The sequence below is a fragment of the Shewanella litoralis genome (assembly GCF_009828585.1).
Lineage (GTDB): Bacteria > Pseudomonadota > Gammaproteobacteria > Enterobacterales > Shewanellaceae > Shewanella > Shewanella litoralis.
In genome coordinates, this window is record NZ_WSRZ01000001.1 from 200555 (window position 1) to 212098 (window position 11544).

General features: G+C 43.3%; 12 protein-coding genes. 8 read left to right on the forward strand and 4 right to left on the reverse strand.

All coding sequences use genetic code 11. The annotated features are described in order from the left end of the window. Positions 1-102 precede the first annotated feature (102 nt). From GQA99_RS00930 to GQA99_RS00940, 3 genes are all read left to right on the forward strand, one after another. Positions 103-1095: a LysR family transcriptional regulator gene (locus GQA99_RS00930; RefSeq protein WP_160051973.1), complete on the forward strand. Its 993-nt coding sequence runs from the start codon at positions 103-105 to the stop codon at positions 1093-1095. Positions 1096-1187: 92 nt separating this feature from the next. Beyond that, the gene (locus tag GQA99_RS00935; protein WP_160051974.1) at positions 1188-1496 is read left to right on the forward strand and encodes a hypothetical protein; all 309 of its coding nucleotides are present in this window, start codon (positions 1188-1190) and stop codon (positions 1494-1496) included. A 271-nt stretch (positions 1497-1767) separates the two neighbouring features. Further along, on the forward strand, positions 1768-2100 hold the full coding sequence (locus GQA99_RS00940) for a hypothetical protein (protein WP_160051975.1): 333 nt from the start codon (positions 1768-1770) through the stop codon (positions 2098-2100). Positions 2101-2354: 254 nt separating this feature from the next. Here GQA99_RS00940 and GQA99_RS00945 read toward each other — a convergent pair whose 3' ends face one another. Together GQA99_RS00945 and GQA99_RS00950 are read right to left on the reverse strand one after the other, a co-directional pair. Continuing rightward, positions 2355-3809 (reverse strand): tetratricopeptide repeat protein, encoded by a 1455-nt coding sequence (locus tag GQA99_RS00945; RefSeq protein WP_160051976.1) that lies wholly within the window; start codon positions 3807-3809, stop codon positions 2355-2357. A gap of 22 nt (positions 3810-3831) precedes the next feature. Beyond that, positions 3832-4548 carry a hypothetical protein gene (locus GQA99_RS00950; RefSeq protein WP_160051977.1) on the reverse strand — a complete coding sequence of 239 codons (717 nt, stop codon included), beginning with the start codon at positions 4546-4548 and terminating at the stop codon, positions 3832-3834. 170 nt (positions 4549-4718) lie between these two features. Here GQA99_RS00950 and GQA99_RS00955 point away from each other — a divergent pair, with 170 nt between their 5' ends. Next, positions 4719-5270, forward strand: a complete 552-nt coding sequence (locus GQA99_RS00955) for a DUF2780 domain-containing protein (protein ID WP_160051978.1) — start codon at positions 4719-4721, stop codon at positions 5268-5270. 104 nt (positions 5271-5374) lie between these two features. Next, entirely contained in the window at positions 5375-5830 is a 456-nt protein-coding gene (locus GQA99_RS00960; RefSeq protein ID WP_160051979.1) for a tellurite resistance TerB family protein, read from the forward strand. Between the two features lie 5 nt (positions 5831-5835). On the opposite strand, the gene yjeH is transcribed toward GQA99_RS00960, so the two are convergent. Continuing rightward, positions 5836-7110: an L-methionine/branched-chain amino acid transporter gene (yjeH, locus tag GQA99_RS00965; protein ID WP_160051980.1), complete on the reverse strand. Its 1275-nt coding sequence runs from the start codon at positions 7108-7110 to the stop codon at positions 5836-5838. A gap of 170 nt (positions 7111-7280) precedes the next feature. On the opposite strand from yjeH, the gene GQA99_RS00970 reads away from it, so the two are divergent. Then, positions 7281-7709, forward strand: a complete 429-nt coding sequence (locus tag GQA99_RS00970; RefSeq protein ID WP_160051981.1) for an Lrp/AsnC family transcriptional regulator — start codon at positions 7281-7283, stop codon at positions 7707-7709. A 55-nt stretch (positions 7710-7764) separates the two neighbouring features. On the opposite strand, the gene GQA99_RS00975 is transcribed toward GQA99_RS00970, so the two are convergent. Continuing rightward, a complete protein-coding gene (locus GQA99_RS00975; RefSeq protein WP_160051982.1) occupies positions 7765-8598 on the reverse strand; it encodes an HDOD domain-containing protein in 834 nt (277 codons plus the stop codon). Between the two features lie 410 nt (positions 8599-9008). Between GQA99_RS00975 and menD the strand changes: the two genes are divergently transcribed. Together menD and menH are read left to right on the forward strand one after the other, a co-directional pair. Further along, positions 9009-10748, forward strand: a complete 1740-nt coding sequence (gene menD / locus GQA99_RS00980; RefSeq protein WP_160051983.1) for a 2-succinyl-5-enolpyruvyl-6-hydroxy-3-cyclohexene-1-carboxylic-acid synthase — start codon at positions 9009-9011, stop codon at positions 10746-10748. Beyond that, positions 10730-11539: a 2-succinyl-6-hydroxy-2,4-cyclohexadiene-1-carboxylate synthase gene (gene menH / locus GQA99_RS00985; RefSeq protein ID WP_240904647.1), complete on the forward strand. Its 810-nt coding sequence runs from the start codon at positions 10730-10732 to the stop codon at positions 11537-11539. Before menD ends, menH begins: the two co-directional genes overlap by 19 nt. Positions 11540-11544 lie beyond the last annotated feature (5 nt).

Genomic DNA, 11544 nt, shown 5'->3' on the forward strand with positions numbered 1-11544 from the left:
CAAGCTAAAGGTCACCCTTAATGGAGCGCTATGATAAGTCAAATGGAGGTATGAACGGAAATGATATAAAATCCAAAGTGAATTTCCATTTGAGAATATCTAATGAACCTAGATAACCTAGCGCGTGTTGACCTTAATTTACTGGTTATTTTACAAGTGCTGCTTGAGGAGCAAAGTGTCACTCGAGCGGCCCACCGTTTGCACCTGAGCCAATCAGCGGTAAGCAAAAGTTTAAACCGTCTACGCGAAGCATTAGATGACCCATTATTTCAACGCACAGCTCATGGACTTAAGCCGACCGCGCATGCGTTAGCTTTACGACAAAAGCTTTTGCCAGTACTGCAAAACTTATATCAGTTAACTCAACCACCCACATTTCATCCTGCCAGTAGCCAGCGCCATTTTACCTTTTCTATGGTCGAAAGTGCTTATGAAACATTAATTCCGTATTTTATCGGACCATTGTTACAACAAGCACCGTCTGTAAAATTAGACTCATATGTGTGGACTGAAAAATCGATGCAAGATTTACAACAAGGGCAAATCGATTTTGGGATTGCGGGCCGGGATATTCATCCACAAAGCGATTTCAAAATAGAGCATGTTCCAGAAGGCATTGAATATCAGACACTGTTTAACGACCATCAGGTGTGTTTAGTACGCAAAAACCATCCTATTTTAAAGGTTGTTAAATCGGGTAAATGGGATCAAGATCAATACCTAGCCATGTCTCACGTACAAGTTAGATGTGAAGGCAACGATTGGTGGGCGCTAGATTACCACTTAGCCAATTTAGGTCTGCACCGCCACTTATCAACCACAGTGCCAGACTTTTACGGCGCCGCCAGTGTGTGTGCACATACCGACCTTATTTTTACCCTGCCATCGAGTTTTGCCATTCATGCACAAAAACTCTATTCGTTGGAGTCGATCCCATTACCATTTGACTTTATGCCGATGGCGTATGTGTTTTTATGGCACGAGCGTAATAACCAGGAACCTGGACATCAATGGTTTCGAGAGCTTATTTTTAACGGTGTCGATAACGCCATTGCCAACAACCACATTATCCAAACAGGTCTACCAAAAGGATAAATACTCGAGGAAAGCGTGAACTTTTGCGGCTTACATAACTCAAAATATTACTCATGCTTTAGCGACTAGTTATTTACGGTAAAGGAACCACAATGTTCAGCTCAATTAACTTATGGCATATTCGTCAACGCTTGCGCCACATGCGCCCGCTCACCGCCTTATTTAGTTTAATGCTGATCATTGTTGGCAGCTTGATTTTATTGCCATTAGTGCTGTTGTTTTTAATCGTGGGTTTTATCGGCATGACACTGCTAAGTCGCAAATATTTAGGCAAACAAAGCCCCACCTCAAACATGTTTTTCTCAAAAGTTCGGCACCAGGACAGGTACCAGCAACATCCCAATATTGAGAAGGAATATTCAGTCAAGCCGAGTCAACATCAAGGAACGATTAAGCAATAGACTCTAAGCGTTGAGCACTAGGTGTTAATTGTTAAACATTAGGCAGATAGCACCTTACCCGCCCCCCTTTATCAAGTCATTTTGGCCATAAAGAGCGAGTATTATCTAAACATTAACTCAGTTTAACGTGACATATTATGTCTAACCATTGCACACTACATGCTCAACAATCATACATATTTAGGCGTGATTTCTCAGTTGATGAGCTCAATGAGTGGATATAATCACCATACTCTGATCGACATAGGATAAACCGCATTTAGGAGCCGACATGAACGTTAACCAAGCATTTAATAGCGCCAATTTTAAACATCGCGTGACGAGTATGAACCCTATTTTGGCATTACTGATGGTTTTTGCTATAACCTTAGTCACTCTTACATTACTGCCATTTTTATTATTGTTTGGCTTAATCAGTTTTCTCACCTTGCGATTTTTGGGTAAAAAAATGCTGCGTCGTCAGCAAGCTGAACAAGCACACGCGTACCAAAACTACGCCAATGTACAACGCGAGCCCACAGCGCCTTATGCAGATATGTTTAAGCGCTCAGGAACAAGCCAGGGCTCAACGACAGGTAGAACATTCGAACACCAGGCTGATTAACCCCGCAAAAGTTTTCGGATTGTTTGCTTAAGCTTTGGAATTGTCGAAAAGTGGGTAGCACCAGAGGTGTCGGCAATATTAACGAAGTACTGAAGTGAAAGGTTATTACATAGTCAGAGGCTTTGCTTTTTGAGCGGATACGGCTGCAGAGCCATGCTTGTTACGGGGTTAAAAAACCGTGACAGCGGCTATCGATACAACCAACAAAACGCTTTCACGGGGGTCGGTGCTTTTCATGATCACAAAACTCCCTTTTAACTCGTTGAAAGTGGCTCCAGTAACAACTTCGCTTGTTGCAAAGCAATCATTTCATCTTCACTCGGATTAAGCTCAATAACACTGTCGATTTGCATCGCCAACGATTGCCATAATGGTTCAATAACCTCTAGGTGTTCGTCATTGCCGTGAGTCTTGGCTAAGGTAAGTAAATACGCGGCTTGCACCACATCAATGCGCCCCAAAATACCGTCGGCTAATGCCACACTGAGCTCTATCATTGCAGTCACATTGTGACCATACTTAATTGCTTGATGCAAATAACCTTCAGCCTTAACACGCTGCTGTTGGCTGGCATTGTCGTCATGCAAAATGTGACTGCCACAATGCAACATAGCATCAACCTGCCCTTGCTCTGCCGCCTCGAGCATCCATTGCTCGCTGGCCGTTAAGTCGGATGAACAGCCCAGGCCGTCAGCCAACATTAATGCTAAATGATACTGGGCATTGGGGTAACCTGCTTGAGCCGCCTTATTAATCCATAAAAACGCATTTTCAAACTGTTGGGCCTGATAGTACAACACTCCAAGGTTAGACATAGCCTCAGCGTTTTCGGCATTGGCAGCAAGGGTGAGTAAACGCTCGGCTTGAGCCAGATCAACCTCAAATTGATCACTGCCCACTAGATAAAAAAAGCCTTGTAATGCTTGCGCTTCAACAATGCCACTGTCTGCTGCCTGCGCAATTAACTGCTCACCCTCACTGAGGTTGACCTCACCGCGATAGCCGTGCAATAAACTCACGCCATGCTCAAATACTGCCGTTTTATGGTGAAGCGAAGCCAACTCAAACCAATAACCCGCTTGAGAAAATGCCTCTGCTGCGGTGCTGTGTTCACCCTTGGTCGGCAGCTTGCTTTGTGTTGAGCTAGCATCAGCGTCTTGTGCCAAAGCTTGCTCTTGTTCTTGTAACATTAGGCCTTTGGCTTTTAATGACATGCCCACTAAATACTGTGCTTCAGCATCGTTATTCATCACTGCGCGATAACACAGGTCTCGCCCCGCAAACGAATCAAAAGGCTCAAAGGTATAACTCGGCGCGACTTGTTGATGCAACACTGGATAGAGTTTGGCCACTAAATGCAAAATATGCTCAATCGATTTTTCTGCAATCGAGACCAGTTGCGTTTGGGTTAAATGGTATTTTTCGGGATGCGCACCGCGATTACCGTCGCTACGTAAACGATGCAACGCACGCACAATGGAGGGTTCTATTAGCCTAGCGGAGTGTAATTGCTCAATACGGTCGTATAAATTAGGACTGGTGAATGTGAGCCTATGAGGCGTAGCTAATTGACGGGTGAGCTTATGGGTAAAACTGCGAATATACACCAGCGCCTGGGTGGGAATATCGCGGACATAACTTTTGGCTAGACGATAATCTTCAGTTAAGTTTTCGGAGAAACCATCAATAAACGCGCTATCATTTAACAATGGCCTCTCCTTGTATTAATCATTACTTTTCCAAATCGATTGGTTGGCGATTCACCATATACAATCTAAATAAGGCAATATTGACAAATAAACCTAAAAACGCAAATAAGGTTTCGACGACTAACTGTAGTGGAAATCCTACTTGTGTTGCCATTTGGGTAAACACGCCAGCAAATAACGATAATGGAACATATAGCATTAATACTGCAATGGTTTTAAATGCTACTGAACCTGCGCTAAAGCTAAAGCTCTTTTTAATCGCTTCAAGTGGCGTTAAACGCTCAACCACGACCATAAAGTTGACATAGGCTAGACGGGCAAACAAATACAAACTCACCACCAAACCAATTAACCATAATGGACCAAACGCGGCAAAAATCATTACAGGCGCTAAAATCGCTAGACCAGAAAATACGCCCGCAAGTAATAGCGGTGGTACAAACGGTAAACTGGCTTTTAATATTTGCCCAGGCGATAACTCATGCCCTTGTGAGCGCAGCTCTAAAAATAATGTTAAAGCAGCAATGAGCACTGAAAATACTAACAATAGCACCATCATAACCGCAGCATGTGATGCGCCAAATTGTGGATTTTCTGGGTCGGCCGTTAACATTTCATTACCAAGCCAAAGTTGGATAGCAACTTGAATTAATAGCAGCGGCAAAGTCAGTGCTGCCAGCTGACGGATATGGTTTCGAAAAAAGTTTAATGCTTCAGTCAAAATAGCAAACAATGACATGTAAATTCCAATAATCGATTAACAATAAATATGGCGCTTAGGATACCCAAAAAAGCCTCAATTTGCACAATCGAAATCGCTAAAAAACCAATCTCCTGTCGCATTTAGTCAAATCAGGGTAAAATAGCGCCCTAGTTTGACCATTTATATCATTAAACAGGACACGCATTATGAAATTAGCATCCGCATTACCGGTACTATTTACTGTCTTAGCATTCTCATCACCTGCATCTGCGGGTTGGTTAGACAAAGCATCTGAAGCCGCTAAAAAAGTTGTCGAAACCCCAGCTACAGCAACGGCTGCAGCAGAAACAGCGACGACAGCACAATCCACTGAATTAGTGGGCAGTGTCATGTCTCAGCTTGGTTTAAGCCAAACCCAGGCTGAAGGCGGTTTAGGTTCATTATTGAGCTTGGCACAAACCAATTTAGGCGGTAACGATTTTAGCCAACTGACTAGCAGTATCCCTAATGCAGACAGTTTATTGGCCGCGATACCGTCAATGTCATCAGACAGCGGTATGTCTGGTTTACTCTCTAAAGCCGGCGATTTAGGTTCATCACTACAAGGCACAGCCATGGTATACGATGCGTTTGAAAAACTAGGAATTTCAAAAGAGTACATCGTACCTATGGTCGATATTGCTAAAAACTATTTAGAGCAAAGCGGTAGTGAAGGCACGGTAGATTTGTTAACGAAAGGCTTAGGTTCACTTTTGTAAGCACCTAATCACTGTTGGTTAACATTAATTAATCCCAAGCCATTCGCTTGGGATTATCATTTTTGCTAGCATAAAATTGATAAAACCTCAGTTATGGAGCCAGTATGATCGCCAAACTAAAACAGTTTATTCAATCACATACTCAAGAAAGTAGCCCTGAAGAAAAGGCCCAAAACCTCAATTTAGCCGCGGCAACTTTGTTGTTAGAAGTGGTTTATGCCGATGAAAAACTGGCTGATGCTGAAGCCGCTTTATTGCCTGAGATGCTCATCAATACCTTAGGTATTAGCTCAGTACAGGCCAAAGACTTAACAGATGAGGCCAAACAAGCGCGTCACGATGCCATTTCGTTATTTGAATTTACCTCTGAAATTAACGCCCAATTTAGCATTGAAGATAAACAGAGTTTATTATTGTCGATGTGGCGTTTAGCCTATGCTGACGGCGAATTATCTCAGTTTGAAGATCAAATCATTCGCCGTACTGCTGATTTATTATATCTCAAGCACAGCGAATTAATTCAAATGCGTAATATTGCCATTCAACAATCTACTGAGTAACCAGGTTAACTTATCGGTAATTGTTTACGTTGTAAGTGATTCTTTTGCCACCACATAAAGGGCGCAATCACAACAACCAATACCAGCACGTATATCATATTGTCTGCTAACGCGATGCCAATACCAATACAAAAAACACACCCTGCTGCTACCAAAGGCCAATAGCGTTTACTCAGTAACTTCGCGGCGGACAACATAGCAAGTAAATAAATCACCACAAAAACCCCATTGCTCCAGGCAATCAATTTTTCTAAATCCTGCCCAGAATAAAACGTCAGTACAATGACCACAGCCATGCTGCCTAAGATACCAAACAAAGCTCTAAACGGCACACCATGTTGGTTTAACTTCACAAAGTATTTAGGCAAAATGCCTTCTTTACTGAAGCTCCACAATAAGCGAGCTGCGCTTGCTGAATAAACGTTTACGGTTGCTAAACCGCTGGCGATACCTAAAATCCCGATCACTTGTGCACCATAGCCATACAAAAAGCTGTCACTCAGTAAGTAGTCAAATGCGCTTATCATCGCCACACCGGATTTGTCCGTCGGCACCATAAGTAATAAAAACGTGCAGGCGAGGTAAATCACGCCCACAAGCACAGTGCCCATTAAAATTGCTGGGAGCATATCTTTGTCTGGACGGCGAAAATCACTGGCTAAATGCGTCATTGCCTCAATGCCTAAAAAGCTCCAAAAACCGATCCCCATGGCCACCATCACAGTGCTGACTTGCGGGTGACTGGTTTGGTTAAACGACTCAAGCTGTTCAGAGTTAAGCCCGCTGGCACCAAATAACAATGCCACCACTGTCACTATGGCCAAGGTAAGCGCAAATTGCAGTTTAGCCGACACTTGAATACCGCGAATATTCAACCCTAACAGCATTAACACCACAATTAATTCTGCAACCAGCTGCCAACCACCATGAAGTGGGATTAAGGCGTTCATAAACTGGAAAGTCATTAAAATGGCTGCTGGAGCACCAATAGGGATCACCAATAAAAAAATTAACCCAATGGTTCGTCCTGCCGTGCGGCCAAATGCTTTTTCAACAAAATAAGCTGGCCCTGCAGCATGAGGAAAACGGCTGGCCAACAAGCCAAATACTAGCGCTACCGGAATAATAGCCAAGGTTAAAATCAACCAGGCCAAAAGCGCTCCAGAATCAGCCACTGCAATGGTCATTTGTGGTAAAATAAACACGCCAGTACCCAACAATGTGGTGGCCATTAACCCAGCACCTTGCCAACGGCCGATCGTTCCTGCTATCTGATTCATAATGTTATTCTTACTGTGATATATTGCGTTATTATAAGTAGCGTCGGCTTTACATTCTGCTGTTTCTTCAGCGCAAGTTGCTTTATGAAACCGACAAAATGACGGAATTAACTTCTTACGCCGTCAATATGACGGAGAATAGATATTAATGACAACTCAGGAATATTGCCTTGGATAAATTTGATAAAGCGATTATAAGCGCATTACGCCTCAATGCTCGACAGAGTATCTCGTTTATTGCCGAACAAGTGAATTTGTCACGCAGTGCAGTAACGGAGCGAATTAAAAAATTAGAACAAAGTGGTGTTATTCGTGGTTATCAGGTGTTACTCAGCGAATCGCAAAAACAGGGTGTGTCCGCTTACTTTGAAATTCAACACCGCTGTGCACGTTGCGCTGAGGTGATCCATATTTTTACCACCATTCCTGAAGTCATTACTTGCCAGGGGATCACCGGCGACATGGACTTATTGGTCTATGTGCACGCAAACTCGATGCAGCGATTACATGAAATACGAGAGTTTATTGATGCTCAAGCCGATATCGTTAAAATAAAAACCCATGTCGTGATGAGTGAATGGATTAATAATCAGGCATAAAAAAGCTCTGTAAAAACAGAGCTTATGGCTGAACACTTGTCCGTACATAAATCAATTATGCGAGCTGTTTACCTATTTCTAATCCTTTGCCATATAAGGCTATAAATTTCTCGCCCAAACCGGACATATCCATTTTGATAATGCCGGCTTTATGATTAGCAATATCCGCTAACCATGCGGTAAATGACTCATCGTCTCGCTGATCATCCCAATGAGAAAATACAGCGTGTGACAAATAAATCACCGAAGCCAATTTTGAAGCTGGCTTGGCTTTCAGCGGTGCTCGTTGAAACTCAATACCATGAACTAACGTGGGGGCAAATTTCCAGTTTATGGCTAATAACGCACCAACAGATGGTGAATCGAACCCTAATAAACTTAATTCAAGTTGCTGCTTATCAGCCCCCTCTGCCACGGCCGCACGAATTTGTGCCGCTATAGTTGGCTCAACAACCGCAATTAATAAATCACCAATGTTATGTAAAATAGCACAGGTAAATGCTTCATCGGATGCCACGCCACACACTTTAGCAAGTGCTTGAGAATATAACGCTATCTCAAAAGTTTCCCCCCAAAACTCCGCTAAATCAATACCGTCAGGATTAGGTATCGCGCCTACTACAGCCGAAGCAATCACTAATGTGCGTAATGTTTGCGTTCCCAAACGGACCACGGCATCTTCAATAGAGCCCACTTCTCGACTGCGCCCAAAATGCGCCGAGTTGGCAAGACGTAACACTCTTGCGCTAATTAATGGGTCCTGCGCAACCTTAGCAGAAATGCTTTTTATAGAGGTATTTTCATTATTAACGGCATCAAGTAACTCACTAACAGCTTTGGGTAAACGCGGTAATTCATCGACTCTTTTTAATAGTGCAGCTGATGGCATATGTCTAGGTCCTTAAATTAACTAGTACGTAAATAAATCACTTTTATAACCTTAGCACAACATAAATAAAACAATTGCTAATACAGTGAATGTTTATTGCTATTGGCGCTTTATTATTTAACCTGCAATTGGGATAAGGAATGAATTTATACCACTTAAAATCAACACTTTAACCAATCTAAAATTCAAACTTGTCATTTATAGCTAACAAGGCGAATTGAATTGCAATAGCTAGCTTATTGCAGGTCGATTCAACGCAGTTAACAGGGCAAAGGACTGCTTGAAATGCTTTTATTATCCAGAGTTGAGGTTATTTATGTGTCTGCTAAAAAAAGTCTGCGTGAAACCTTAGATATCACGCACACTTGGCGTTACACTAATATCGTTATTTATCTTCTACATGAGCCAATATGCAACAACAGACTAGCGCAGATATGAATTTATTATGGGGACAATTGATCCTCGAGGAACTTGCGCGTTTAGGCGTTAAACATGTGTGCATGGCACCGGGTTCTCGTTCAACGCCATTGACATTAGCTGCCGCTAGCCAAACCCAAATCACTCGCCATATTCATTTTGATGAACGAGGTTTAGGCTTTATGGCGCTTGGCCTTGCTAAGGCCAGTAACGCCCCGGTTGCCATTATCACCACCTCGGGGACTGCGGTAGCAAACTTATATCCGGCGATTGTTGAGGCCTGGTTAACCCATGTGCCTTTAATCATATTATCAGGCGATCGCCCAAGTGAATTAATTGATTGCGGTGCAAATCAAGCCATTATCCAACCAGCTATTTTTGCCGGCTATGCTAAACAATTAAATTTACCTACACCAGATATTGGCTATCCGGCCAGTGCATTATTAAGTGCCATTGATCATGCAGTCACTAACCAACACCAACCGGTGCACATCAACTGTATGTATCGTGAACCGTTGTACCCGAGTGAGCTAGTCACATTGGCCCATGTAAAAAAAACCGCCAGTGTGACTACCAGCACTTATCTTGCGCCATTAAATACATGGTTCGACAACAATAAACCGCTAACTCGGTATGCCGGGCTTAACAGTGCTGAATTACCCTCTATAGACACCCTAATGCGCTTTGTGCATGGTAAAGGGGTAATTGTAGTCGGGACATTGTCACCGGCTGATAATCCGCACTTGATTGTGACATTGGCACAAAAGCTAGGCTGGCCTGTATTAGTCGACGCTCAATCACAATTACGCCAACACCCAGGCGTTATCGGCCACACAGACCAATTATTGCTTAATGCTAAAGCCAGTAAACTGCTTGAACAGGCAGAGCGCGTATTAGTGTTTGGTGGACGTTTTGTCTCAAAGCGTCTGATCCAGTATTTAGCCCAACAGGATTGGCACAGTTACTGGCAAATATTGAATCATAGTGATCGCTTAGACCCCACTCATCAAAATAAACACATATGGCAAGCCAGTGTGCCTGCGGTGTGTCAGTTACCCTGGCCGCGCTCGTCCGACGCTAATTGGGCATTACAATTATTACCCTACAATGAATCGTTAGAATCGGTACTTAAGCAGCAAATTGACAACACCAGTTTTGGCGAGGCACAAGTTGTGCGTGCTGTAGCCGCGAGCCAAACGGAACAACATATCTTATTTATCGGTAATAGCTTACCCATACGCCTTTACGATATGTATGCCCCAATAGCCACCAATACCCCCGCAATTTACACTAACCGTGGCGCATCTGGCATTGACGGCCTAATTGCCACCGCATGCGGCGTGGCGGCAGACAAAAAAGCCCCTACAACCTTACTCATTGGTGACTTATCTTGCTTGCATGACTTCAACTCGATGGCATTGCTAAAACACATGACCCGCGCGTTTGTGCTAGTGATTATTAATAATGATGGTGGCAATATTTTTAACTTGTTGCCCGTACCCAATGAAAGCTTACGTAATGATTTTTATCGCTTAAGCCATGGTTTAGAGTTTGGCTATGGTGCAGCAATGTTTGGCTTAGCTTATCGGCAAGTCGACGACATCGAGTCGTTCCAGCAAGCATATCAAGAGGCATTTGAGTTTAACTGTGCATCAGTTATCGAGGTCAATGTTGCACCGAATCAAGCCAGCGATCAAATTGCGCAAATTAACCAATGGGTGAAACAACACTAATGGTCATTATCCGTCGTTTTGGCCACCCCAATTTACCCGCACTAGTGATGTTGCATGGCTTTTTGGGCAGTAAAGACGACTGGTCTATTTTGATGCCACGTTTAAGCCAATACTTTCATTGTATCTGCATCGACTTACCCGGACATGGCGCTAACCACTTGGTATTAGACTCCCCCGGATTTAGCCAGGTTGCCGCGCATATTGTTGCTAAAGTTAGCGGACTTGGCATTAAACAGTTTCATTTACTTGGGTATTCATTGGGCGGTCGCATTGCATTGCATATTGCTAAAGATTTTCCTGATTCTTTGCTGAGCTTAACCCTGGAATCTGCCCATCCAGGGTTAACCGATGACACTCAACGTGATGCGCGCGCCAAAAGCGATGGCTTATGGGCTAAAAAGCTGCAACAGTTACCCATAACAGCCTTTTTGTCGTTGTGGTATCAACAGGCGGTATTTAACGACCTTAACAAGCAACAAAAACAGCAGTTAATCAATTTACGCAGTCATAACGACCCCGAGCGCTTGAGCAACTGCTATCTAGCCACTTCACTTAGCCAGCAACAAGACTGCAGAGCCGTATTGAGCCAACTGTCATGTCCGTGTTATTACTTGTACGGCATGGATGACACTAAATTTGCTCAGGTGGCTAAAGATTGGCAGGTTGAAAATGGTAAAGATCAATTACAACTGCAACCGCTAGCTGCTGCAGGACACAATATACATAGCCTTCACCCTAAATTATTTAACGACACATTACTGACTTTACTTAATCCATCCCATCCAGCTTAGGAGGC

Excerpts from the sequence above, each read along its gene's own strand:
- GQA99_RS00975 (WP_160051982.1), bottom strand. The coding sequence starts at position 8,598 with ATGCCATCAGCTGCACTATTAAAAAGAGTCGATGAATTACCGCGTTTA.
- GQA99_RS00935 (WP_160051974.1), top strand. The coding sequence starts at position 1,188 with ATGTTCAGCTCAATTAACTTATGGCATATTCGTCAACGCTTGCGCCAC.
- GQA99_RS00960 (WP_160051979.1), top strand. The coding sequence starts at position 5,375 with ATGATCGCCAAACTAAAACAGTTTATTCAATCACATACTCAAGAAAGT.
- GQA99_RS00955 (WP_160051978.1), top strand. The coding sequence starts at position 4,719 with ATGAAATTAGCATCCGCATTACCGGTACTATTTACTGTCTTAGCATTC.
- GQA99_RS00930 (WP_160051973.1), top strand. The coding sequence starts at position 103 with ATGAACCTAGATAACCTAGCGCGTGTTGACCTTAATTTACTGGTTATT.
- yjeH (WP_160051980.1), bottom strand. The coding sequence starts at position 7,110 with ATGAATCAGATAGCAGGAACGATCGGCCGTTGGCAAGGTGCTGGGTTA.
- menD (WP_160051983.1), top strand. The coding sequence starts at position 9,009 with ATGCAACAACAGACTAGCGCAGATATGAATTTATTATGGGGACAATTG.
- GQA99_RS00950 (WP_160051977.1), bottom strand. The coding sequence starts at position 4,548 with ATGTCATTGTTTGCTATTTTGACTGAAGCATTAAACTTTTTTCGAAAC.
- GQA99_RS00940 (WP_160051975.1), top strand. The coding sequence starts at position 1,768 with ATGAACGTTAACCAAGCATTTAATAGCGCCAATTTTAAACATCGCGTG.
- menH (WP_240904647.1), top strand. The coding sequence starts at position 10,730 with ATGGGTGAAACAACACTAATGGTCATTATCCGTCGTTTTGGCCACCCC.